The organism is Mesorhizobium sp. LSJC280B00 (genome assembly GCF_000502835.1).
In the GTDB taxonomy this organism is placed as follows: domain Bacteria; phylum Pseudomonadota; class Alphaproteobacteria; order Rhizobiales; family Rhizobiaceae; genus Mesorhizobium.
The window spans coordinates 92,605-115,590 of the sequence record NZ_AYVL01000018.1 but is presented as its reverse complement, the minus strand read 5'-3'; the positions used below and the strand labels follow the sequence as shown (position 1 = coordinate 115,590).

The following is a 22,986-nucleotide window of genomic DNA, read 5'->3' as shown; positions in this document are numbered from 1 at the left end:
CCGAGCGGCCCGACCAGGCCGCGGCCGTAGTTTCGCGTGGTGGCCGGCCCGATCTTGCAGCGCACGCCCTGCCGCGCGTCCGGGCGCCGACCTTGCTCGTCGTCGGAGGCGCGGACACGCAAGTGATCGCACTCAACCGCTCGGCGCTGGCGGCGCTCCGCAGCGAGAAGGAGCTCGCCATCGTCCCTGGCGCGACACATCTGTTCGAGGAGCCTGGCGCCCTGGACGAAGTCGCGGGTCTGGCGAGCCGATGGTTCTTGCGCCATCTGGTTTCGGACAGATCGGCGTCAACGTCCTGACGGCTGGGGCTTGGATCACCAGTGCCGGGATCATTTGCGTCCTCAACGCGTTATGATCCTCATAAGACCGCGCGCAGCTGCAACCCGAATGGCTGTCGCAACCCGTATGTGGGAGAAAGACAATGCCAGACAAGAAAACCATCGAGAAGGCCCGAAAGGACAAGCGCGAGGGCAAATCGCCGAGCACACAGGCCGGCGAGTTCGTGCACGAGGAGATCGATAAAATCCGCCGCGGCGAGCACGGCGCGCGCTCGACCCAGCAGGCCATCGCCATCGGGCTTTCCGAGGCGAGACGCGCAGGCGTAGACCTGCCCCCGCCCAAAAAGGGCAAGGTGAAGGAGAGCACGCGCAAAAGCGCCGAATACGCCTATGAGGCCGGCCAGGGTGAACGCACGCCGAAACGCCGCCCGCGGGTCTCGAAAGCCGTCTCCAAGGTGCTCGAGCACGAGCCGAAGAGCACGGCGTCGCACGAGGCGCTGGCGCAGCAGGCCAAGCGTGCGGCCTCGCGCCGGACGGCTGAGGAGCGCTCGGCCGCCGCCAAGAAGGCCGCCGAGACGAAAGGCGCCAGCGGAAGGAAGGCGGCGGCGCAGAAGGCCGCCAGAACGCGCGCACACCACGCATAATCCAAAGACGGCAGTTCGCCTCCTGGAAATCCGATATGGCCCAAACGACCGGTATCGAGCTCTGCCCCGGCAGCGCGGGACAACGCCGCTGCCCAAGGCGAACCAGAGCCTGCATCTGCGGGACAACATCGACTTCGAAATCACCGCTGACGACACGGTGGCGCTGAACGAGCAATACTCGTCGCTCGCGATGCTGCCTGACGCGTGACACCGACCGGAGGTACTCGGCGGCAAGGGCAGCGGGAGACCGGTCAGGAAAGCGCAGCCTGTTTCTTGAGCATGATGCGTATCGCCCATAACGCGGAGAACTCTGATCATGACCTCAGCTGCCAGCACGACAATGCCGCGAGCCACCACTCAGACGAGACACATCGCTTTGCTCGGCGCGCCCTCTAATCTTGGGCTGATGCCGCAGGAGGGTGGGCCGGAGCCCGGCGTGTGGAAGGCGCCGGAGGCACTTCAATCGCTTGGTCTCGCCGACCGTTTGGGCGCCGGTCCGTTGCGCTCGGTTCGGGCTCCGCTTTATCGGCCTGAGGTGGATCCTGCGACGGGCGTGCGCAATGCCCAGGCCCTGCGCCAGTATTCCAAGACGCTTGCCGAAGCGGTCGACGAGGAGCTGAACTCGGGAGGGTTCCTGCTCATGCTCGGCGGCGATTGCAGTGTGTTGCTTGGCCCTGCGCTCGCGCTACGGCGTCGTGGCCGCTACGGCCTTATCTTCTTCGATGGGCACACCGATTTCAAATTGCCGGTTACCTCGCCATCAAAGGGAGCCGCGGGCATGGATTTGGCCTTCGTAACCGGTCATGGCCCGACGCTCCTGACCGATTTCGGCGAGCACACTCCTTTGGTCCGTGAGGCCGACGTAGTCGCGTTTGGCTATCGCGATGTGCAGGACCCCGCGACTTACACGTCCAAGGCCATCTTCGACACCGATGTTCACCGGATGGATTTGGCAGAAGTGCGGCGGCGCGGCATCGCCGATGCGGCACGGATAGCGCTTGACGCGGTCGCAGGGCAGGACGTCGAGGGTGTATTCGTTCACTTCGATGTCGACGTGCTGGACAGCGAGATCATGTCGGCTGTCGATTCGCCGGAGGCCGGCGGTGTCTTGCCCGACGAAGCTGTCGAAGCCCTTCGCACATGGTGCAACGATCCACGCGTGATTGGGATGGAGGTGACGATCTATGATCCCGACCGCGATCCGGATCGTCGCTGCGGCAAGCTGCTGATCGACATTCTGGTCGCTTCCCTTCGCGGCCGGTAGACCAATGGGAGTCCTGCACTTGTGCACGAACGCAATCCGCCGGCACGAATGGCCGTCGGTCTGACGGATCGCCGCGCGCACCCATTCTGTGGTGCTACCTCATCGGGAACCGTTCTCAACGAACATGGTTCCGAGTGTGCGACCGAAGCATTCGGCCTCTTCTACCCGGCTATCGCCAAGGAGATTCGCCATGACCGGCAAAACCCGTCCCACCGTCCTGATCACAGGCAGCAGCGGGTTTCTGGGCCAAGCCATCGCTCGCGGCTTGATGGAGCGCTACGACATCATCGGCCTTGATGTTGCCAGACGATCCTTGCCCGGCGTCGAGACGATCGAGATCGACCTTACCTCGGACGCGAGCGTGGCGAAGGCACTGGCCGAGGTGCGCGAGCGGAGCGGCGGCCGCGTTGCCTCGGTGATCCATCTTGCGGCCTATTACGACACGACCGGCGAGGATAATCCGAAATACGGCGCGGTGACCGTCGAGGGAACGCGCCGGCTGCTGAACGCGCTGAGAGGGCTCGAGACGGAGCAGTTCGTGTTTTCGAGCACGTTGTTGGTGCATGCGGCGAGCCCGGCAAAGGGCGCCAGGATCGACGAAGAGTCTCCGATCGATCCGGCCTGGGCCTATCCGAGATCGAAGGCTGAGACCGAGACGCTGATCCTGAAAGAGCACGGCAACGTCAAGGTTGCGATCCTGCGACTGGCGGGCGTCTATGACGAGGATTGTCACGCGGCCTTCATCGCCCAGCAGATCGCCCGCATTTTCGAGCGCATGCCGACCGCCTATCTTTTCACCGGCGACATCACCACCGGCCAGCCCTACCTGCATCTGGACGATCTCGTCGACGCCGTGGTGCGCACCGTCGACCGGCGCAGCGCGCTTCCCGACGAGACCGTACTGCTGATCGGCGAAGAAGAGACGCCGTCCTACGACGAGATGCAGAAGCAGATCGGGCAGCTCCTGCACGGCGAGACCTGGCGGACCCTGTCCCTGCCGAAAGAGGTGACGAAGCTCGGCGCCTGGATGCAGGAGAAGGTTTTCGACCAGGAGACCGACATCAAGCCATGGATGATCGAGAACGCCGACGATCACTACGAGATCGACATCTCCCGCGCCAGGCGCCTGCTTGGCTGGAAGCCGCGGCACAGCCTGACCGCTACATTGCCGGAATTGATCCGGCGGCTGAAGGCGGATCCTACCGACTGGTACAAGAAGAACAAGCTTGAACCGTCGGCGGTCGCCGCTTCCGCGCCCGAGCTCGACCAGGCCGCCGAACGGCTGCAGCGCCCGCTCGAGCGCTCGGACGACGAGGTCGAGGCCGAAACCGAACGCCACCGGGCCGCAACGCTCTGGGCGCCGCTGACCAACGTTGCGGTCGGGCTGTGGCTCGTGGCGTCGCCCTTCACGCTCGGCCTGTTCGATCCCGCTTCAGCACCGATTCCGCCGGCGCTCGGACATGAGATCGCCTCGCCGGAGACGCGCGACGGCAGGCTCGGCATCAGTGAGATTGTATCCGGCCTCGCCATCCTGTCGCTGGCGCTTGTCGGCATGCGCCGGCGCTGGCACGGGCTGCAATGGCTCACCGCCTCGATCGGGGTTTGGGTGATGTTCGCGCCGCTGCTGTTCTGGACCACCAGCGCCGGAGCCTACGCGACCGACACGTTGGCCGGCATGCTGATCGTCGCGTTCGCGGTGATGATCCCGCCGACGCCGGGTATCAGCCGGCGTGCCCTTGCCGCCGATGACGACCGCCCGCTCGGCTGGAGCTATTCGCCCTCCCTCTTCACCCAGCGCATTCCCATAATCGGCCTCGCCTTTGTCGGCCTGTTCGTCTCGCGTTATCTCGCCGCCTATCAGCTTGGCCATATCGATGGCCTTTGGGAACCGTTCTTCGGCCCGGGCGAAACGCCGGCCGGCAATGGCAGCGAGGCGGTGGTCACCTCCTGGGTCTCCAAGGGCTTTCCGATCGCCGATGCCGGGCTGGGCGCCTTCGCCTATGCGCTGGATATCCTCGCCGGCGCGATCGGCGACCGCCGCCGCTGGCGCACCATGCCATGGATGGTGCTTTTGTTCGGCTTGCTGGTCGTCCCGCTCGGCGTGGTCAGCGTCGGCTTCATCATCATCCAGCCACCGCTCATCGGGGCGCTGTGCACGCTCTGCATCGTCCAGGCTGCCGTCACCGTCGTGCTCATCCCCTATTCGGTCGACGAGGTGCTGGCGAGCTGCCAGTATCTTTGGCGTGCCAAACAGGCGGGAGAGCCGTTCTGGCGCACATTCTGGTGCGGAGGAGCGGCACTTTCGGAAGACCAGACGCCGACGCCCGACCTCGACCGGCCGCTGTCGGCAGTGGCGCTGGACTTCGTCACCGGCGGTGTGAACTTCCCGTGGACCCTTGTCGCCAGCACGCTCGCCGGCGCCCTGCTGATGATCACGCCGCTCAGCTTCGGCACAAGCCCGCCGCTCTACTTCAGCGACCATGTCATCGGCTGCCTGGTCATCATGGTAGCCGTTACCGCGATGGCCGAGGTGGCGCGCGCCGTCCGCTTTCTGAACATCGCGCTTGGAGCCTGGATTGCCCTCTCTCCGTTCATCCTCGCCGGCGGTGCGGCCGCGAGCCTCGCCAATCTGGCGATCGGAGCCCTCCTGGTCGGGCTCAGCCTGCCGCGCGGCACGCGCAGCGCTGCGCATTATGGCGGCTGGGACCGGGCCATCGTCTGAGGATGTTCAGCAGCGCTGGACGATCGGCCAGGTGACTGCAAAGATTGATCCGCATCAACCTGTCGAACATATCGAGCGGGAAGTCGGCGAAAGGCGCAAAGGCGGCCGTACCCTTCCAACTTGAATTTTCCGCGTATCTGGGTTTCATAAGTCGGCAAATAACTTAGGGAGGAATTTCAACATGATAAAAAGGGCAATTCTCGGCGCCGGCATCCTCGCCGCCGGTATGTGGGCCGCGTCGTCATCGGCGTCCGCCGAAAGCCTGACCATGTATTGCGGCGTTGACGAGGTCTGGTGCCAGCAGACGGCGCGGGCGTTCGAGGAGAAGACCGGCATCACCGTCAATATGACCCGCAAGAGCGCTGGCGAAATCTATGCGCAATTGCGCGCCGAGGCCGCCAACCCAAAGGCAGACATCTGGTGGGGCGGCACCGGCGATCCGCATCTGCAGGCATCCGAGGAGGGCCTGACAGTGGAATACAAATCGCCGCTGCTCAACCAGTTGCAGCCCTGGGCGATCAAGCAGGCGGAAACGTCCGGCTACCGCACGGTCGGCATCTATTCGGGTGCGCTGGGCTTCGGCTACAACAAGGATTTGCTGGCCAAGAACAATCTGCCCGAACCGAAATGCTGGGCCGATCTGATCAAGCCCGAATACAAGGGGCACATCCAGGTCGCCAACCCCAATTCCTCGGGGACCGCATACAATATGCTGGCGACCATCGTTCAGCTGTTTGGTGAGGACAAGGGTTTCGAATACATGAAAGCCCTGCACAAGAACGTCAACCAGTACACCAAGTCGGGTTCGGCGCCGATCAAGGCCGCCGGTCTCGGCGAGACCACCATCGGCATCGTCTTCATCCACGACGCCGTGTCGCAGGTCGTCGCAGGTTTCCCGATCGTTCCGGTCACCCCTTGCGAGGGAACCGGCTACGAGATCGGCTCGGAATCGATCATCAAGGGGGCGCGGAACCTGGAGGCTGCGAAAAAATTCTACGACTGGGCGCTCGAGGCCGACGTCCAGTCCATGGCGCAAAAGGCGGGGTCGTTCCAGGTTCCGTCGAACAAGGCGGCAAAAACCTCCGACAAGGCGCCCGACCTCTCCACCATCAAGCTGATCGACTACGACTTCAAGAAGTACGGCTCGAGCGAAGAGCGGAAGCGGCTGCTGAAAAAATGGGACGAGGAGGTCGCATCGCTGCCGCAATAGCAGATGCGCTTCCGCGAAACCCGCTGGCCGATTGAACCGGTCGCCGTCCTTTGGATGGCGGTCGGATGGCTGGGGTTTGCCGTGCTGCCCTGGTACGGCATCGAGGACGGGTTCTTCGGCTTTTCCTGGCTGTTCGACGGTTACCCGTCCGACAGCGAATTCGCGCCGGCACTGGTTCTGGCCCTCAAGGGCGAGAAACTGTGGCTGGCGCCGCTCGGCCTGCTGCTGGTGGTGCCGCTGCTTCTGTGGGGCCGCACCAAATCCGATCCGGTTTTCAGCCGGCTGCTGATCATTGTCAGCGCCGCCGGATTTGGCTGGCTGTTGTTCCAGGGCTTCGCCATCGGGCTGCGCGGTTGGCAGTTCGGCTGGCTCACCAGCCTGTTCGGCGAACTTGGCGACCGCCAATTCGGCATGGGCTACGGCGCCTTGCTGGTCAGCGGTGCCTTTCTGTTCCTTTTCACCCTGGGTGTTGCCGCGCGCGGCGCCGTCTCTGGCGACGTCTTCGTCGTCGGCTCGATCGGCTTTGTCGTCGCCATGGTTGCCATTTTCATCTTCATGCCGATCCTGATGATGCTGGCCAATGCCATGCAGACCGACGACGGCGGCTACTCGCCTGTCGCGTTCCTGGCCAAGCTGTTCAGTTCGCGGCTGTGGAGCCTGGCTTGTCTTGCCGGCGGCAGCCGCTGCGGCGTGGCCTGGAATTCGCTGCTGCTGGCCGTGCTCGTCGGCCTGCTGACCATGTTTCTGGGGCTGGTGTTCGCGCTGGTCGTGACCCGTACCGGTTTCCGCCACGGCAAGCTGCTGCGCGCCCTGACCGTGTTGCCGATCATCACGCCGGCTTTCGTCATCGGCCTTGCCATCATCCTGTTGTTCGGACTGTCGGGCGCGGTGACTCAAAGCGTCGCCGGCGCCTTCGGCCTCCAGCCGACACGCTGGGTATATGGACTTCCCGGCCTGCTCATTGCCCAGGTTCTTGCCTTCACGCCGATCGCCTTCCTGGTGCTGATGGGCGTCGTCGAAGGCGTCAGCCCGTCCATGGAAGAGGCCTCCCAGACGCTCCGAGCCAGCCGCTGGCAGACCTTTTGGACCGTATCCCTGCCGCTGATGCGGCCGGGCCTTGCCAACGCCTTTCTGCTCGGCTTCATCGAGAGCATGGCCGATTTCGGCAATCCGCTGGTGCTGAGCGGCAATTACGACGTGCTGTCGACAGAAATCTTCTTTGCCATTGTCGGCGCGCAGAACGATGCGGCACTTGCCGCGATCCTGGCGCTGGTGCTGCTGGCCTTCACGCTCGGCGCCTTTTATGCGCAGCGCTTCTGGATCGGCAGGCGCTCTTACACCACCGTCACCGGCAAGGGCGACGCCGGCGTCCATCCGCGCTTGCCTGCCGGGCTGACATACGCGCTCTATGTCATCGCCGGACTGTGGACGGCATTCACCGTACTGGTCTACACGGTGATCTTCTATGGCAGCTTCGTCAAGCTGTGGGGGGTCGACCAGAGCCTGACACTGGAGCACTACCGGAAGGCGTTCTCCGTCGGCTGGAACGAATTCGGCATCCACTGGTCGGGCTCGGCATGGAGCTCCTTCTGGACGACCATGGAGATCACGCTGATATCGGCGCCTCTGACGGCCGGGATCGGGCTTCTGACCGCCTATCTTCTGGTCCGCCAGAATTTCCGCGGCAAGAACGCCTTCGAATTTGCGACCATGCTCTCGTTCGCGATTCCGGGAACCGTCATCGGCGTCAGCTACATTATTGCCTTCAACGTGCCGCCGATCGAGCTGACCGGGACCGGCATCATCCTCGTACTGTCGTTCATCTTCCGCAACATGCCGGTGGGCGTGCGCGCCGGCGTCGCCTCGATGTCGCAGATCGACCGTAGCCTGGATGAATCCTCACTGACGCTTGGCGCCAACTCGTGGCAGACCTTCAGGCGCGTCATCCTGCCTTTGCTGAGATCGGCAATGCTGGCGGCGCTCGTCTATTCCTTCGTGCGCGCCATGACCGCGATCAGCGCCGTCATCTTTCTGGTCAGCGCGCGCTACGATCTCTCGACCAGCTACATCGTTGGACGTGTCGAGAACAATGAATACGGCATCGCCATCGCCTATTCGACGGTGCTGATCGTCGTCATGCTGATGGTAATTGGCTTGATGCAGCTGCTTGTCGGCAGCCGCAATATCGGCCGGCGCGGCATCCAGCAGGGCGACGGCGGCTGGAGCGTGCGCACCAATGTCAGCCTGCCCGGAACGGCCGGCGGCCCGACCACAATAGCAGGAGCCGGGTGATGGCCGAAATTCGCAGCAACGCCGCCTCGGTAACCTTCGACCATGTCACCAAGACATATCCGGGCGCCAGCATGCCGGCGGTCGACGACATCTCGCTTGCGATCGAAGCCGGCAAGCTGGTGACGCTTCTCGGGCCCTCCGGCTGCGGCAAGACGACGACGCTGCGCATGATCGCCGGCCTTGAAATGCCGTCCAGCGGCCGCATTCTGATAGGCGGCAAAGATGTCACCCGCCTGCCCGCCACCGACCGCGACGTGTCCATGGTTTTCCAGTCCTATGCACTGTTTCCGCACATGACGGTGATGGAGAACGTCTCCTATGGCTTGCGTTTCTCCGGCCATGACAAGAAGGAGGCCGCATCGCGCGCCCATGCCGGGCTGGAATTGGTCGGCCTAACCGGTCTCGAGGCGCGCCTGCCCAGCGAACTGTCTGGCGGCCAGCAGCAGCGCGTGGCGGTGGCACGCGCGCTGGTGCTCGAACCGCAAGTGCTGCTGTTCGACGAGCCGCTGTCAAATCTCGACGCCAAGCTGCGCCGGCACGTGCGCGAGGAAATCAGGGAAATCCAGACCAAGCTAGGACTGACGGTGGTCTATGTTACGCATGACCAGGAAGAAGCGCTGGCGGTTTCGGATCGTATCATCGTCATGAACAAAGCGGTGATCGCACAGGACGGCACGCCACGCGAACTCTACGACGCACCGGCCAACGCTTTCGTCGCCGACTTCATCGGCGAAGCCAATATCCTCGATTGCGAGGTGGTTTCGGTAGAAGGTGATGAAGCTGCCGTCCGGCTGGGTTCGCTGGCCTTGAAACTGCCGGCGCGAGGCCAGCTGGTCGGCCCGGCGAAGCTGGCGGTCCGTCCGAGCCGCATCGAGATCGGGCCTGCCGGCAGGCCGCGGACGATCGCCGGCAGGCTCGAAAAGGTCACCTATGTCGGCAGCCATCTCGAACTGATCATCGGCACACCGCACGGCCAGGTGTTTGCAATATCGCACAACATCGATGCGCCGTTTCAGGCAGGCGACAGCGTCGGCATCGGCTTTCCGGAGCGCGGACCGGTTCTGATCAAAGCTTGAAGGATTGCACGCAGAGTTGGCGAACCTGGGCGAACACACCGCTGCCGGCGCAAATCACCAGCGCGCCGTTTTCCAGCACCGTCTTTGGGTCGGGCTTGACGATCGTGCCGCCGGCTTCTTCCACCAGCAGCATGCCTGCCAGGCAGTCCCAGGCGTTCATATGCTCTTCGACATAGCCGAGCAGCCTGCCGGCGGCCGCATAGGCGAGCATCAACGCGCCGGATGCGTTACGGAAAAACACGCCGCCTTTTGAAAACAGCAAGCCGATGAGCGTTGCGACGTTTTGCATTTCGGCGCGGTTGGAAAAGCCGGTGCCCAACGAGCCGTCGGTCAGGCTGGTGGCCGCGCTTGCCCTGATCGGCTTGCCGTTGAGAAAAGCGCCGCCGCCCTTGCGGCAATGGAACGTTTCGCCGGTAGAGGGCTCGTGGATGACACCCACGACAGTGTCGCCGTCCTTGGCGCAGGCGATGACCACGCACCAGGCCGGAATGCCCCGCACGAAGTTCGCGGTGCCGTCGATCGGATCTATCACCCAGACATGCCCGCTCGATCCGGTGACCGAGGCATGCTCCTCGCCGACAATTCCATCGGTCGGGTAGGCGGCTTTCATTGCCGCACGGATGAACAGCTCGACCTCGCGGTCAGCCTGCGAGACCATGTCCTGATGACCTTTGCTCTCGATGGCGAGGCTGTCGAGGTCGCGAAAATACTTCAGGCCGAGCGCGCCGGCGCGCCGCGCGAGATCGATGGCGAACTGTTCGCGCGTTGCTGTGTCGGCTGTCATGAGATCCTTGGGATGGCGAATGTGATCTGAGGAAAATACCCCAGCCGGAGAAGCTTAGCGGTGAAGATAAGAGTGTGCAAATGACGAGCCCTGCCTTTTGCAGGGCGGCCCTGAGGCCGACCGATCTTCCATGCGCCCGACAGCGACAGTCGTGCTCATACGGGTCCGGTCATGTCGCCGTCGACATAGATGATCTGGCCGGTCATGAAGCTCGACGCGTCGGAAACCAGGAAGATCGCGGCACCGCCCAGTTCATCGACCTCGCCCACGTTGCCAACGGCCGACCAATGCCACGGCTGAGATTGCCGGCGATAAACGCCTATCCCCGCCGGACGCCTTCGCGGCGCAGATCGTCCATCGTGCGCGAAATGCCTTCGCGCAGGATCGACACCATGTCGTCGATCTGCTCGCGCGTGATGATCAATGGCGGCGACATCACGCACATGTTGATCAGTGGCCGGACCAGCAGGCCGAGCTCGTGGCAATGCGCGTCGATGCGCTCGGCACCTTGATCCGCCTCGCTTATGACCCCGAGGCTCTGCTGGCGATGGCAGACTGAATAATTCTTAGCGCAGCAATGCGGCCGGCGACGATGGCGCCCTCGACGTAGCCCGGAAATGATGGCGACAGCTCCGACGAGGCGAAATGGATCCGCGACGCGCCGGCGCGGATAATGCGTTCGGCATCGGTTGCCGTCGCATCGACGATCAGATCGCTGTAACCGCCGCCGCTCCAGCGATCCCCAGTCCAGTCGCGATAACTGAGATCGATGATGCCGGCCGCCTCGATACCGAGCGCCTCTTCCAGCTTTGACGTCACCTTTGCGCGCAACGCCGCGTCGTCCAGATCCCGCCAGCGCTGCGCCAGCGGCCCGCCGATGAAGACGACAAGGGCTGCGTGATCCTCGTCCCTGCTGGCATCGCAGGCAAAAAGCCCGTGCGGGTCGCGCCACATCACCATGCCGCTCAAGCCCCTGTCGCGCCAGAAAGCCTTGGGGTAGCGCACCAGCATTTTGATCACCGCGCCGCTTTGCCAGACGCCGAGGGCTCTCTTCAGCACAGCCGGCAGCGGCGGCACGAAATCCACTCTCGAGGCCATCATCGGCGGTACGGCGACCAGTACCGCTCGTGCCTCGATCGCGCCGGCAGGCGAAACGACGCGAACCCCTCCCGGCCCGTGCTCAATGGCCTCGACAGCTGTATTCAGCCGCAGTCGATCGCCGAGATCCCGCGCAAGATCATCCGCTAGCGAATGCATGGTTTCGCCCACGAAATACTGCAGCTCCGAGACCTCGTTGGTGATGCGGCGATCATTGTCGATCAAGTACCACAGCGGCAGCCTTTCCATTGCCAGGCACCACAGGCCCTCGATCATCGACCGAAAGGCGGCCTTCGCATCGTCGGGATCGGCCTGGCGATCGAGCCATGCCGCGACCGTCAAGCCGACAATGGTCGGGTCGGTCGGTGCGATCGCATTCATCCGCTCGCGCATTCGCATCGCGGTGCCGTAAGTGCGCCCGGCTTGCGCCTCGCTCATTCGCGGCTGCGTGACGAATTCGCCTGCGACATGGGTCTCGACCAATGTCTTGCCGCGCGCTCGCACCAGCGCCATTAATTCCGGCATGTCTTCGCACAGGAACTGGCCGCCGCTGTCGATCCGCTCGCCGAGCCCGTTCTGCACGGCTTCGACGCGGCCGCCGACACGGTCGCGGGCTTCGAGCAGCACGACATCGATGCCGGCGTGGTTCAATTCACGCGCGGCCGACAGGCCGGTGAAGCCGGCGCCGACGATGGCCACATCGGCTCGTTCGATCTTGAACTTCATTAGCCGGCCTTGATCTTCTCGAATGTCAGGGGTCGGATCATTGTCTTCATTGCTGGTCCACCCTCTTTTTGATGGTTCACGCCGGCCTGGCACCGCGGGCTGCAGAGTTCGGATAGTGCTTGGGGAATGCCGCAGACAGGAACTCGTTCGCGGCCTGCAGCGCCGTCTCGCGTGTGGCGTCCTCGGTGCCCATCATCAAACGCAGCCACAGACCATCCAGCATGGCGCTGAGCGCCAGCGCCATGACTTGCGGCTCATAGGCATAGAAGCCGCCCTGCTTGAGCGCCGCGCAAAGATCGATGAAGATGTTCTGGTAGACGGCATCGCGTGCGCTGCTCAGCGCCTGATATTTCGGTCGCGATTTGGCCTCGCCCCAGAAGGCGCACCAGGCAGCCAGCTTGCGCTTGTTACAGATCGAGCGGTCGAAATCGGCCGCGACCAATGCCTGCAGCTGGCGGGCGGGATCATCGCCGGCCTTTTGCAAGGCGCTGCGCCAATGCGCCGAATACTCGTCATACATGTATTGCAAGGTCGCGACGAGCAGCTTCTCCTTGCTCTCAAAATGGAAATTGACGATGCCGCGAGACAGGCCGGCGCCGTCGGCAACGTCGGCCATCGTCGTTTCCGAATAGCCGCGCTTGGCCAGTGAATCGATCGTCGCTTCGATCAATTGAAGCTGCCTGGTCTCTTTCGACGCCTTGCGGCCGCGCTTATCGGAATCGCTTTTTCGCGCCGGTTCGAGGAGGGCTTCGCGCGCCTCTGTTGTCTTCATCGGGGTGATGGTCTCCAGCATCGCCGGCTAGCCGATCGGCTTCGGCCGCGAAGATCAGTGGGACGGTGTTTGCCACTGTCAAGCACCTTCTGCACGGCTGCCCATATTCGAATGTTCTCGTCGAGATTGCATCCTTGGCGAAAACGACGTCGAAGGCACCGTCGGCGAAAGGCAGCGATCCCGGCGATGCAGACCAGATCAGCGCCGCCGAGCCCGCCTGCAGCGGACCTTGGGTCGAGATCTACGCCAGGCGCGAGCTGCAATATCAAAAGCTGCTGAGGCGTGCCAAACTGGCGCCGCGGCTGGTCATCAAACTCGACCGCCGCACCAGTCCGCCCGCGGATTTCTAAATATGGCCGACGACACCGACAGTCCCGAACTCGACACCGAAGCCGCCGAACAGTGGCAGCTGATCAACACGCCGCTCGGCGAAAAATGGTCGGGCCGCACCCGCTATGCCGCGGCCATGTTCTTCTACAAACGCGGCGAGATGAACGCCGAGACGCTCGAGGTCTACCGCATCTGCGCACGCCTGGATTCGACGGATCCGCTGCCGATCATCCGTGATCGCGGCATTGGCCAGGACTGGCTTAAACGCATGGGTTTCGAATAGTCCGCCCCCAAAACGCGTTCCGGTCAAGCCGGCATCACCCGCTTAGCCGATGGTCCTTTCCAGCATGCCTAGCCAGTTGCGATAGGCGATCTTCTCGATCAGCGCGCGCCCGAAGCCGCGTGCCGCGAATGCGTCGAGCAGTCTTGGCAGGCCGGCAACATCGCCTATCACGGCCGGGATCATGGCGCCGTCGAAATCCGAGCCTAGGCCGACGCCGTCTTCGCCCAGCGCCTGCAGCAGCGAATCGACATGGCGCACCATGACGTCGAGGCCGGTGTCGGCGTTCATCCTGCCGTCCTCGCGCAGGAACCCGGTGGCGAAGTTCAGCCCGACCATGCCGCCGGAGTCGCGGATCGCGCCGAGCTGCCATTCGGTGAGGTTGCGCGAATGGCCGCAGATCGCGTGCACGTTGGAATGGGTCGCGACCAGCGGTGCGTCGCTGATCTCGACGACGTCGCGGAAACCTTTTTCGTTGAGATGCGAAAGATCGATCATGATCTTCAGCTGGTTGCAGGCTTTCACCAGCGCCTTGCCGGCATCGGTCAGCCCCGCCCCTGTATCGGGCGATGACGGGAAACGGAACGGCACGCCGTGGCCGAAGGCATTGGGACGGCTCCAGACGATACCGAGCGAGCGCAGGCCGGCTGCGTGGAGAACGTCGAGCAGGGTGAGCTCAGGGTCGATCGCCTCGACCCCTTCGATATGGAAGACCGCCGCGATCGAGCCTTGCGCCATCGCCTTCCTCACATCGCCGGCGCTGCGGCATACAGTAAGTGCCGAAGCCCGCTCCAGCCTGAACAGGATCGAGGCCATCGCTACGGTGGAGTTGAGCGCATCGGCGCGCGGAATCTCGGGTGGCAAGGGCTCGCTGTCGCTCGGCGCCAGCGGCACCGCGCCGCGTTTGGATTTCTCGACAGGCGGCGGGAAGATCGCGAACATGCCGCCGGCAAACCCGCCTTTCTTCGCGCGCGGCAGGTCGATGTGGCCACCTGGCGTCCCCTCGACGAACAGCTTTTCGACGTCCGCATCCTTCGACTGGTAGAGCCGGAGCAGCGTGTCGTTGTGGCCGTCGAAGACGGGAACGAGATCGGATTCGGTCATGGAGAGCCATTCGGTTGAAGTGGTCGGGCCGCGGACGGCGAGCCGGTTGCTGGCAATACTTAGGCAAGGTTGGCGCTCTGCGCAAATCCCGCATGTTGCCGCTGTGTTTGTACGCCTCCAATGGCCAAAGGGGCACGCGGTAAAGCCGCGCACCCCTTCTCCTGTCATTCATCGAGGGGCTGTGCTTACCGCTTCAGCACGTCCGCCCATTCCGGATGGCGGCGGAATTGGGCATTGGCGAACGGGCAAAGCGGGATGATCGTCTTGCCCGCCGCACGTGCATCCTCGACGGCACGGGTGACCAGGCGAAGCCCCGCGCCCTGGCCGCGAAATGCATCCGGCACTTCGGTATGGTCGATGATGATCTGGTGCTCGCCGATCTTGGTGAAGGTCATCTCAGCCTCGGCGCCGCCCGGCCCACGCAGGAGGTAGCGGCCCTTCGAGCCGCGGTCCTCCATCTCGATCTCGGGCAATAGGTCAGACATGGCTTGCGGTCCTTTCATCCGGCGCAAGGGCGAACAACCGCCGCGCCGCCTCGATCTCGCTCGGCCGCACCTCATGGCCGCCGTCATGCCACTCGACTGTGACATCGGCGCCATCGGCGCGCAAATAGGCTTCAAGCCGCGCCGTCAAATCAGGCGGACAGATCGGGTCCCGCCTGCCGGCGGTGACCAGGATGCGGCTGCCGCCAAGGCTGCCCTTGACCTCCGGCTCGAACGGGATCAGCGGATGCATCAGCACCGTTGCGTCGAACAGCGACGGTTCGGCAAACAGCACCGAGGCCAGGATGTTGGCGCCGTTGGAGTAACCGAGGCCGAGCACCGAAGATGGCCTTGCCGTCTCGACATGTGCCTTGACGAAGCCGGCCATCTTGTCCGTCGCTCGCGTGATGTCGCCCATATCGTAAACGCCCTCGCCGGTCCGGCGGAAGAAGCGTGCGGCGCCTTGTTCCGAGACATCGCCGCGCGGAGCGACGATCGTCGCTTGCGGCGCGAGATCGCGTCCAAGCGACAGAAGCTGGGCCTCGTCGCCGCCGGTGCCATGGAAGACGAAGAGCAGCGGTCCATCAGGCGAACCGGGCAGCACTTTGTGAATATACGAATCCTTGCTCATGACCTTGCCCTCAGTCTTCCAGTTTCTGCAGATGCTGCTCGAGATAGGGCCGCAAATGCTGGTGTTGCGACGGCAGCTTCAGCGCCTCGCCAAGATGGGCGGTATCCTCGTCGCGGTCGAAGCCCGGCTCGTTGGTGGCGACTTCGAACAGCACGCCGCCCGGTGTGCGGAAATAGATCGCCCAGAAATAATCGCGGTCGATCACCGGCGTCACCTGATAACCTGTATCGAGCAGCGCCTTGCGCACTTCGATCTGCTTGGCGCGGTTCTCGACGGCGAAAGCGACATGGTGGACCGAGCCGGCGCCGAGATTGGCAAAGCCGGCCCCTGGCAGCGATTCGATATCGACGACGTCGGCGCCGTTGCCGTTCTTCACCGCCAGCCGCCTGACGTTGCCGGACTTGTCGACCTCCTCATAACCCATGAATTTCAGCAGCTCTTCGGTGGCGCCGCCATCTTTCAGCCTGAGCGACACCGAGTGAAAGCCGCGGATCGCCTCGTCGGTGGGAATGCCACCCTTGGCCCATGGCGCACGGTTGTCCGCTCTGTCCTCGACCAGCGCAAACCCGTCGCCGTCGGGACCGGCGAACGCAAGACGCTTCTCGCCGAACGTCTCCTCGCGGGAGAGCCCGGTGACGCCTTGCTCGGCAAACCGTTTCTCCCAATAGCCGAGCGTGCCCTCAGGCACCGAGTAAGCGGTGGTGCCGACCTCGCCAACGCCATGGCGGCCCTTGCCGATGTTGGGAAACGGGAAATAGGTCATCACCGAGCCGGGCGTGCCGACCTCGTCGCCGTAATAGAGGTGGTAGACATCGGGTGCGTCGAAATTAACGGTTTTCTTGACCCGCCGCAGACCGAGCGTCCCGGTGAAGAATTCATTGTTCTGGCGCGCATCGCTGGCCATCGAGGTGACGTGATGCAGGCCCTTGACTTGGTCGAGCATGTTTCTGCTCCTTTCCTTGTGCCGGCGCGGCCCTTGCCGCTGTCCACGCAAATATGAGCATCCGCCTCCTGGCCGCAAAGGCGGCAAACACAGAATGGACTGTGCTGTTAAAGTGAACGACGAAGCAGGTTTTGTTCACCATTCGGCAAACTGGACCGGCTTGCATACTCGTCGAAATTGCGCTCCATGAACGACGCATGTAGCCAGCATGAGGATACAGCGGTTGAGTGGAAAACGCCCCAATATTCTCCTGATCACCTGCGACCAGTGGCGGGGCGACTGCCTGTCAGCTGCTGGCCACAAGGTGGTAAGGACGCCGAATGCCGACGCGCTGGCTGCCGAGGGCGTTCTGTTCCAGAAGCACTATGGCGGCGCCGCACCTTGCTCGCCGGCGCGCGCCTGCCTCTACACCGGCCTCTACCAGATGAACAATCGTGTCTGCCGCAACGGCACACCGCTCGATGCCCGCCACGGCAACATAGCGCTCTGGGTGCGCGCCCTCGGCTATGAACCGACGCTGTTCGGTTATACCGACACGGCACGCGATCCGCGCACGCTGGCGCCCGGCGACCCGCAGCTGAAAAGCTATGAAGGCGTGCTGCCCGGCTTCACCGTACGCCAGCCTCTGCCCGAGCACCAGAAGCCCTGGCTGTCATGGCTTAAGGCGCGCGGCGTCGACGCCGGCGCCGGCTCCCCCGACATCCACCGCCCGGCGGGCGAAATCCCGGAAAACGACGGCGCGATCAGCAACGGTCCGCCAATCTATTCGAAGGACGAGACGCCGTCGGCCTTCCTGGCCGGCGAATTCATCCGCTGGCTCGGCGAGCAGGAGCGCGATGCCCCGTGGTTCGCGCATCTTTCCTTCATCAGCCCCCACCCGCCCTTCATCGTGCCGGCGCCTTACAACGCCATGTACGATCCGGCCATCGGTCCAGCTTTTGACCGCGCGGAAAGCTGGCAGGCCGAAGCAGCAAGCCACCCTTATCTCGCCTATGAACTTAACCGGCAGGAACGGTCGAAATTCCGTCCCGGCTCGGAGGGCAAGGTGCGCGACTGGGGCGACGACAATTTTCGCCGCATCCGGGCGCTCTATTACGGCATGATCTCGGAGGTCGACGCGCAGCTTGGCCGGGTCTGGCAAGCGGTCAAGGCGGCCGATGCATGGGACGACACCGTCATCGTGCTGACCTCCGACCACGCCGAGATGATGGGCGATCATTTCATGCTGGGCAAGGGCGGTTTCTTCGACGGCAGCTTCCATATTCCGCTGATCATTCGCGATCCGCGCCACCGCAAGGCTGCCGGCAGCAGTGTCGACCGCTTCACCGAGGCGGTGGATTTGGCACCGACCTTGCTCGATCTCACTAGGCTCGAGCTCACTGGCGGCGAAGTGCTGCCGCATCTCGACGGCCGCTCGCTGGCGCCTTTCCTGGACGCGACGGAGCCAGACGATTGGCGCGACGCGGCGCATTGGGAGTTCGATTTCCGCTCGATCGCGGATGGTGATGCCGAACGGTATTTCGGCATCGGTTCACGCCAGTGCAATCTCGCCGTCATCCGCACGCAAAAGTTCAAATATGTGAATTTCGGCGGCGGCCTGCCGCCCTTGCTCTTCGACCTGGAGAAGGATGCGCGCGAGTTGACCAATGTCGCTGACGACCCAGCCTATCTGCTGGCACGGCTGGAATTTGCCGAGAAGTTGCTCGCCTGGCGGGCCGAGCATCTCGATCAGTCGCTGGCGCTCGCCGAATTGACGGACAATGGCGTTGCCGGCCATGTCGCCGGCTTCCCCTCGAGATAAGCAAAGCCCGCGCCGTTGCCGGCGCGGGCTTCTCTGTCGGCCTGTGCGCAGCTTAGCGCATGATCATGCGCTGTTTCTCGCGATTTTGCGCATAGCTGGCCTTGTCATAGGGGGCCTGCGCCTCAAGCTGCTCCTTGGTGAAGTTCGTGTAGAGATAGCGCTTGCCGTTCTTGTCGGTCATGAATTTCAGGTTGTCCATGCCGACCGCCACCTCCTTCTCGCCGATGCCAAGGAAGCCGCCGACGTCGATGATGACTGCGTCGACCTTCTTGTCGCCGCCCAGCACGATATCGCCGATCTCGCCGACGTTGACATCGTTGGCGCCGTAAACGGTTGTTCCAACCAGATCCTCGGCCCGGATTTCGCCGATCGGCATTTCGGTTAGCGTCGACTTGTCGATCGACCCGGTCTTGGTCTGGTCGGCCGTGGAATTAGCCGGAGGCGCCGCTGCCGGAGCATTTTGAGCCGTCTTACTGGCCTGGTCAGTGTTGTTGGTCGTCGCAGTGTTATCGGTCGTGGCAGTGTTGCTGGCCGTCACGGTAGGCGTGACGACGGCTGGCGCATTAGCCGCGGCATCGTTCGACGCTGTGGTCGCCGGGGCCGGATCATAGGGCTTGCGGTCGAAATCCGGCTGCGCCGTCAGCTCTTCCCTGGTGGTTTGGGCAACCAGCCAGCGATCGCCGTTCCTCTCGGCCCACTGCGCCTTGTCGAAGTCATAGGCGACGTTCTTTTCACCTATGCCGAGGAAGCCGCCGACACCGATGACCAGCGATTGCGCCTTGGCTTCCTTGTTGATGACGATGTCGTTTACGTCGCCGATGTTCTGGGCGTCGTCGCCGGTACCGTTGTAGACGGTCTCGCCGATGATATTGGTGGCAAGATTGCCTTCCGCGCGCTTCACGACCGGAGCGGGGTTGTTACCGGCCGGCGCCGCCGGGGCGTTCTGCGCCGTATCGGTGGAGGTCGACGGAGCGGCAGGAGCCGTAGCCGTGGTGTCTGTCGCTGCAGGCGCCGGATCATAGGGCTTGCGGTCGAAATCCGGATGACCCGTCAGCTCATCCTTCGTCGTTTGCGCTATCAGCCAGCGATCGCCATTTCTTTCGGCCCATTGCATCTTGCTGTAGTCGAAGGCGACGTTCTTGGTCCCAATGCCGAGGAACCCGCCGACGCCGATGACGATGGATTTTACCTGGCCGCGTTCGTCGAAGACGACATCGGTGACCTTGCCGATATTCTCTGCATTGTCGCCGGTGCCGTTATAAACCGACTCGCCGATGATATTGGTGACAAGGCTGCCCTCGGCGCGTTGCACCGGAGCGGCTGGAGCGGAATTCTCTACGGCGGGTGCTTGCGCCGGCGCCGGGGTCGTCGCCGATTGCGCAAATGCACCCGTCGCAATCAATGTTGCGACTGCTGTCGTGGTTAAAAGGGTGCGGATCATCTTAGTGTCTCCTCGTCGGTGATTTCGTGCACGCCGTGCCCGCATAGCGTCGCTGCGGGCGCAGCGTCTTCTGCATGTTCACAACGTTGTGACCACACTGTTGTTCCGAAAAAAGCCGTGGCGCACCCGGTGCCATGTCGAAGGTTCTCGGATTCGTCACGCTGGTCGAAAGGAACATTTTCTCGGCCGCCCCGTTCCACTCCCGGCTGGGACCCCGTCCCGGCCGGATAGGTGCTGGAAAAATGGAGCGGCCATGCGGTTTGCAGCGGTGCTGAACAAGGACGGCGGCACCCTGCGCACCATCGATCTTGAGGCCTTCGCCGGCCGGATCCGCGGTACGCTTGAGGCTGCTGGTCACTCGATCGATATCGACATCGCCGCCGGCAAGGATATCGTCGCCACGCTGGACGACATAGCTTCCAGGCGCGGCATCGACGTCGTGCTGGCGGGCGGCGGCGACGGCACCATCTCGGCCGCGGCAGCCCGTTTGATGAATGGGGAGAAGGCGCTTGCAATTCTGCCGGCTGGCACAATGAATCTTTTTGCGCGCGGCCTCGGCATTCCGCAGACCCTTGATGCGGCACTGAAATCGTTTGCCGACGGCGAGGTGATGGCAATTGACATTGCAACAGCCAACGGCCGGCCTTTCGTACATCAATTCTCGATCGGCATGCACGCCAGGATGGTGCAACTGCGCCAGAAGATGGAATTCGGCTCGCGGCTGGGGAAGATGCGTGCCTCGGTGCGGGCCGCTTGGGCAACGATCAACAACCCGCCGGCCATGAACGTAACGCTGACGGTCGGTGAGGCCGAGATCAGAACGCGGATCACCGGCATCGGCATCACCAACAATCTGTTCGGCGAGGGCCACCTGCCCTATGCCGATAATCCGGCAGGCGGCGTGCTGGGCATCTATGTCACCGTGGCAAGGCGGCGCGGCGAGTTGATCAGGTTCCTCTTTGACGTCGCCCGTGGCAAATGGCGCGGCAACGAGCATGTCGAAATCCATCAGGCAAACCGCGCCGTTTTGAAAATCCATTCGACGAACAGGAAAGTTCAGGCCGTCATGGACGGCGAACTGGTAAAGCTCGATCGCGAGACGACCATCGAAATCCATCCGCGCGCGTTGAATGTTCTCGTCCCGGCGCGCGCTGTCGAGGCAAAGGTTGCCTGACGTGGGATGCGTGATGTGGGGTTGCGTGATGCAAACTGGCGCGAGCGATGGAGAGAACCTAGCCGCTGGGCGTGTTGCCCTGTTCGGTCTTCGGCGTCTCGATCATCCAGCCGTAGATTTCGGCGACGCCCCAGGCGATAAAAGTCAGCAACAGCGCGGCGATCAGGATACGAAGGACATGCCGACCCCGCCGCCCTTGACGGGCTTTGTTTTCAGGAATGGTTTTTGGCATTGTCTGGCTCCATATTTGGCGCCGGCAGGCGTAACTGGCGGGGCGTTGGCTGGTAACGGTCCCCCGCCGCGAAAGTTCCGGCTCTGCAAGGCAGCAGACGGGCCGGTTGGTCTGACCAATCAGCGGAGCCGGCCACCGGGGGCATAGTGGACGACAATAGCCAGAACACGCCGGGCCTGCCGGCCGATATTCGCCGTGTGGTGGGCGCTGCGGACCGCCTTGCCGTGCTGCACGGCCTCGACACGCTGGACGGGGCTGCCGACCCTGATTTCGATCGTATCGGCGGTCTTGCCGCTTCGGCTATGCAAACGTCTGTCGCACTGATCACGCTGGTCGATGCCGAGCGGCAGTGGTTCAAGTCCTGTATCGGCCTCGACGAGACCGAAACCGCAACCGAGACATCGTTCTGCGCCTATACCATCGCAGCCGGCAACGTGCCGATGGTGGTGGCCGACGCGGCGGCGGATCCGCGGTTCAAAGCCAATCCGCTGGTCACCGGCGAGCATCATATCCGCTTTTACGCAGGCGTGCCCATCATAATCGACGGCGCGCTGATCGGCACGCTGTGCGTGCTCGACCGGAAGCCGCACGCACGTCCCTCCTCTGTCCAGCTCGACCAGCTGTCGGCGCTGGCCGGCCTTGCCGCCAGCCTGTTCACGCTGAAGGATGCAACCCGCAGTGCGGCGATTGCCAAGGCAGCACTGGTTCGAGAGGAAAAGCGGCGCGCTATCGCGCTCGACGCGGCTTCGCTTGCCAGCTGGGCATGGGATATCCGCAGCGATATGATCGACTGCGATGTCCTGCTGTCCGAATTGTTCAACCTGCCGAAGTCGAACAGGCTGAGGGCGCGCGACATCCTGACCGCCATCGACCCGCGCGACGTTCACCAGACCGAAACACGCTTTCGCGACGCGCTGACCGGCAGCGACGATTATTTTGGCGAATACCGTGTCAAAGGCCTCGATCCGCCGCGATGGATCGCAACGCGCGGCCGCGTCATAGAGCGCGACGGCGAGGGCAAGCCAACGCTGATCTTCGGCGTCAACTACGACATTACCGAACGCAAACTTGGCGACGAACGTCAACGGCTGTTGCTGCGCGAGCTCAATCACCGCGTCAAGAACACTTTGGCAACCGTACAGGCGCTGGCGACGCAGACCGTTCGCCATGCCCGCCAGCCAAGCGAATTCCTCGAAGCCTTCAGCGCCAGGCTGCAGGCACTGGGCGTTGCGCACAGCCTGCTGTCGGACCGCGAGTGGCGCGGTATCGGCATCCGCGAGCTGGTGGAGATCGAGCTAAAGCCGTTCCAAGCCGCCGGACAATCGCGCATGGCGATCTCCGGCGCCGATGTCCTGCTGTCACCCGACCAGGCAGTCGGGCTCGGGCTGATCCTGCATGAACTGGCTAGCAACGCACTGCAATACGGGTCGCTCTCGGTTTCCTCCGGAAAGGTCGATCTCGATTGGAGGGTACAAGGCAGGAAGGGCGCACGGCGTCTGTTGCTGGCCTGGCGTGAAAGCGGCGGCCCACGGGTTGCGCCGCCCGAACGCCATGGCTTCGGCTCGATCCTGATCCGCCGCAGCCTGGCCAAGGTCATTTCCAGCGAGGTGACCCATGAATTCCGGCCGGAAGGCGTGGTCGCCGAAATATCGATTCCGCTCGAAGATTTGTGACGCCAGCATTTTGCGACCGGCGCCAGAAT

21 protein-coding genes and 2 pseudogenes are annotated in these 22,986 nt (G+C 63.3%); 12 read left to right on the top strand and 11 right to left on the bottom strand.

All coding sequences use genetic code 11. The annotated features are described in order from the left end of the window. From X773_RS63115 to X773_RS63085, 7 genes and pseudogenes are all read left to right on the top strand, one after another. A pseudogene (locus X773_RS63115) lies at positions 1-299 on the top strand (alpha/beta hydrolase); the annotation flags it as partial. A gap of 122 nt (positions 300-421) precedes the next feature. Then, complete coding sequence (locus X773_RS63110) at positions 422-922, top strand: DUF6496 domain-containing protein (RefSeq protein WP_023678569.1); 501 nt, start codon at positions 422-424, stop codon at positions 920-922. A 376-nt stretch (positions 923-1,298) separates the two neighbouring features. Further along, on the top strand, positions 1,299-2,186 hold the full coding sequence (locus X773_RS63105; RefSeq protein WP_198023590.1) for an arginase family protein: 888 nt from the start codon (positions 1,299-1,301) through the stop codon (positions 2,184-2,186). Positions 2,187-2,376: 190 nt separating this feature from the next. Beyond that, positions 2,377-4,908: an NAD-dependent epimerase/dehydratase family protein gene (locus X773_RS63100; protein WP_023678567.1), complete on the top strand. Its 2,532-nt coding sequence runs from the start codon at positions 2,377-2,379 to the stop codon at positions 4,906-4,908. A 181-nt stretch (positions 4,909-5,089) separates the two neighbouring features. After that, the gene (locus X773_RS63095) at positions 5,090-6,118 is read left to right on the top strand and encodes an ABC transporter substrate-binding protein (RefSeq protein ID WP_023678566.1); all 1,029 of its coding nucleotides are present in this window, start codon (positions 5,090-5,092) and stop codon (positions 6,116-6,118) included. Positions 6,119-6,121: 3 nt separating this feature from the next. After that, on the top strand, positions 6,122-8,410 hold the full coding sequence (locus X773_RS63090; protein WP_023678565.1) for an iron ABC transporter permease: 2,289 nt from the start codon (positions 6,122-6,124) through the stop codon (positions 8,408-8,410). After that, the gene (locus X773_RS63085; RefSeq protein WP_031212153.1) at positions 8,410-9,486 is read left to right on the top strand and encodes an ABC transporter ATP-binding protein; all 1,077 of its coding nucleotides are present in this window, start codon (positions 8,410-8,412) and stop codon (positions 9,484-9,486) included. Before X773_RS63090 ends, X773_RS63085 begins: the two co-directional genes overlap by 1 nt. Here X773_RS63085 and X773_RS63080 read toward each other — a convergent pair. The 5 genes and pseudogenes from X773_RS63080 to betI form a co-directional block, all read right to left on the bottom strand. Continuing rightward, positions 9,476-10,270: an inositol monophosphatase family protein gene (locus X773_RS63080; RefSeq protein WP_023678563.1), complete on the bottom strand. Its 795-nt coding sequence runs from the start codon at positions 10,268-10,270 to the stop codon at positions 9,476-9,478. The two genes, X773_RS63085 and X773_RS63080, sit on opposite strands and share 11 nt — an antisense overlap. A 155-nt stretch (positions 10,271-10,425) precedes the next feature. Then, positions 10,426-10,593, bottom strand: coding sequence for an SDR family oxidoreductase (locus X773_RS74800; protein ID WP_280952115.1), 168 nt, complete (start codon positions 10,591-10,593; stop codon positions 10,426-10,428). Beyond that, positions 10,590-10,772, bottom strand: a pseudogene (locus X773_RS74795) (aspartate aminotransferase family protein); the annotation flags it as partial. The gene X773_RS74800 and the pseudogene X773_RS74795, both read right to left, overlap by 4 nt. A 20-nt stretch (positions 10,773-10,792) precedes the next feature. Then, positions 10,793-12,094 (bottom strand): flavin monoamine oxidase family protein, encoded by a 1,302-nt coding sequence (locus X773_RS63075; RefSeq protein ID WP_023678560.1) that lies wholly within the window; start codon positions 12,092-12,094, stop codon positions 10,793-10,795. A gap of 76 nt (positions 12,095-12,170) precedes the next feature. Further along, complete coding sequence (gene betI, locus X773_RS63070; RefSeq protein ID WP_023678559.1) at positions 12,171-12,866, bottom strand: transcriptional regulator BetI; 696 nt, start codon at positions 12,864-12,866, stop codon at positions 12,171-12,173. A gap of 134 nt (positions 12,867-13,000) precedes the next feature. Between betI and X773_RS63065 the strand changes: the two genes are divergently transcribed. Both X773_RS63065 and X773_RS63060 read left to right on the top strand, forming a co-directional pair. After that, complete coding sequence (locus tag X773_RS63065; protein ID WP_156937384.1) at positions 13,001-13,216, top strand: hypothetical protein; 216 nt, start codon at positions 13,001-13,003, stop codon at positions 13,214-13,216. Positions 13,217-13,218: 2 nt separating this feature from the next. Further along, positions 13,219-13,479, top strand: coding sequence for a hypothetical protein (locus X773_RS63060; RefSeq protein WP_023678557.1), 261 nt, complete (start codon positions 13,219-13,221; stop codon positions 13,477-13,479). Positions 13,480-13,521: 42 nt separating this feature from the next. Here the strand turns inward: X773_RS63060 and X773_RS63055 are convergent, their stop codons facing one another. The 4 genes from X773_RS63055 to X773_RS63040 all read right to left on the bottom strand — a co-directional run bounded on the left by X773_RS63055 (position 13,522) and on the right by X773_RS63040 (position 16,636). Continuing rightward, entirely contained in the window at positions 13,522-14,580 is a 1,059-nt protein-coding gene (locus X773_RS63055) for a dipeptidase (protein ID WP_023678556.1), read from the bottom strand. A gap of 185 nt (positions 14,581-14,765) precedes the next feature. Next, complete coding sequence (locus X773_RS63050) at positions 14,766-15,065, bottom strand: GNAT family N-acetyltransferase (protein ID WP_023678555.1); 300 nt, start codon at positions 15,063-15,065, stop codon at positions 14,766-14,768. After that, the gene (locus X773_RS63045; RefSeq protein WP_023678554.1) at positions 15,058-15,693 is read right to left on the bottom strand and encodes an alpha/beta hydrolase; all 636 of its coding nucleotides are present in this window, start codon (positions 15,691-15,693) and stop codon (positions 15,058-15,060) included. The genes X773_RS63050 and X773_RS63045 overlap by 8 nt, the downstream gene beginning before the upstream one ends. Before the next feature lie 10 nt (positions 15,694-15,703). After that, positions 15,704-16,636, bottom strand: a complete 933-nt coding sequence (locus X773_RS63040; protein WP_023678553.1) for a VOC family protein — start codon at positions 16,634-16,636, stop codon at positions 15,704-15,706. Between the two features lie 208 nt (positions 16,637-16,844). On the opposite strand from X773_RS63040, the gene X773_RS63035 reads away from it, so the two are divergent. Beyond that, positions 16,845-18,437: an alkaline phosphatase family protein gene (locus X773_RS63035; RefSeq protein ID WP_036238923.1), complete on the top strand. Its 1,593-nt coding sequence runs from the start codon at positions 16,845-16,847 to the stop codon at positions 18,435-18,437. 52 nt (positions 18,438-18,489) lie between these two features. Here X773_RS63035 and X773_RS63030 read toward each other — a convergent pair whose 3' ends face one another. Continuing rightward, positions 18,490-19,878 (bottom strand): PRC-barrel domain-containing protein, encoded by a 1,389-nt coding sequence (locus X773_RS63030; protein WP_023678551.1) that lies wholly within the window; start codon positions 19,876-19,878, stop codon positions 18,490-18,492. A 253-nt stretch (positions 19,879-20,131) separates the two neighbouring features. Here X773_RS63030 and X773_RS63025 point away from each other — a divergent pair, with 253 nt between their 5' ends. After that, positions 20,132-21,052, top strand: a complete 921-nt coding sequence (locus tag X773_RS63025; protein WP_023678550.1) for a diacylglycerol kinase family protein — start codon at positions 20,132-20,134, stop codon at positions 21,050-21,052. A 58-nt stretch (positions 21,053-21,110) separates the two neighbouring features. Here the strand turns inward: X773_RS63025 and X773_RS77440 are convergent, their stop codons facing one another. Further along, entirely contained in the window at positions 21,111-21,284 is a 174-nt protein-coding gene (locus X773_RS77440) for a hypothetical protein (RefSeq protein WP_023678549.1), read from the bottom strand. Between the two features lie 146 nt (positions 21,285-21,430). Here X773_RS77440 and X773_RS63020 point away from each other — a divergent pair, with 146 nt between their 5' ends. Continuing rightward, positions 21,431-22,957 (top strand): HWE histidine kinase domain-containing protein, encoded by a 1,527-nt coding sequence (locus X773_RS63020; protein ID WP_023678548.1) that lies wholly within the window; start codon positions 21,431-21,433, stop codon positions 22,955-22,957. The last annotated feature ends 29 nt before the right edge of the window (positions 22,958-22,986 follow it).

Coding starts and splice junctions, on each gene's coding strand:
- X773_RS77440 (WP_023678549.1), bottom strand. CDS start 21,284: ATGCCAAAAACCATTCCTGAAAACAAAGCCCGTCAAGGGCGGCGGGGT.
- X773_RS63100 (WP_023678567.1), top strand. CDS start 2,377: ATGACCGGCAAAACCCGTCCCACCGTCCTGATCACAGGCAGCAGCGGG.
- X773_RS63035 (WP_036238923.1), top strand. CDS start 16,845: ATGAGGATACAGCGGTTGAGTGGAAAACGCCCCAATATTCTCCTGATC.
- X773_RS63025 (WP_023678550.1), top strand. CDS start 20,132: ATGCGGTTTGCAGCGGTGCTGAACAAGGACGGCGGCACCCTGCGCACC.
- X773_RS63090 (WP_023678565.1), top strand. CDS start 6,122: ATGCGCTTCCGCGAAACCCGCTGGCCGATTGAACCGGTCGCCGTCCTT.
- X773_RS63075 (WP_023678560.1), bottom strand. CDS start 12,094: ATGAAGTTCAAGATCGAACGAGCCGATGTGGCCATCGTCGGCGCCGGC.
- betI (WP_023678559.1), bottom strand. CDS start 12,866: ATGAAGACAACAGAGGCGCGCGAAGCCCTCCTCGAACCGGCGCGAAAA.
- X773_RS63050 (WP_023678555.1), bottom strand. CDS start 15,065: ATGTCTGACCTATTGCCCGAGATCGAGATGGAGGACCGCGGCTCGAAG.
- X773_RS63110 (WP_023678569.1), top strand. CDS start 422: ATGCCAGACAAGAAAACCATCGAGAAGGCCCGAAAGGACAAGCGCGAG.
- X773_RS63055 (WP_023678556.1), bottom strand. CDS start 14,580: ATGACCGAATCCGATCTCGTTCCCGTCTTCGACGGCCACAACGACACG.
- X773_RS63080 (WP_023678563.1), bottom strand. CDS start 10,270: ATGACAGCCGACACAGCAACGCGCGAACAGTTCGCCATCGATCTCGCG.
- X773_RS63060 (WP_023678557.1), top strand. CDS start 13,219: ATGGCCGACGACACCGACAGTCCCGAACTCGACACCGAAGCCGCCGAA.
- X773_RS63045 (WP_023678554.1), bottom strand. CDS start 15,693: ATGAGCAAGGATTCGTATATTCACAAAGTGCTGCCCGGTTCGCCTGAT.
- X773_RS63095 (WP_023678566.1), top strand. CDS start 5,090: ATGATAAAAAGGGCAATTCTCGGCGCCGGCATCCTCGCCGCCGGTATG.
- X773_RS63040 (WP_023678553.1), bottom strand. CDS start 16,636: ATGCTCGACCAAGTCAAGGGCCTGCATCACGTCACCTCGATGGCCAGC.
- X773_RS63030 (WP_023678551.1), bottom strand. CDS start 19,878: ATGATCCGCACCCTTTTAACCACGACAGCAGTCGCAACATTGATTGCG.
- X773_RS63085 (WP_031212153.1), top strand. CDS start 8,410: ATGGCCGAAATTCGCAGCAACGCCGCCTCGGTAACCTTCGACCATGTC.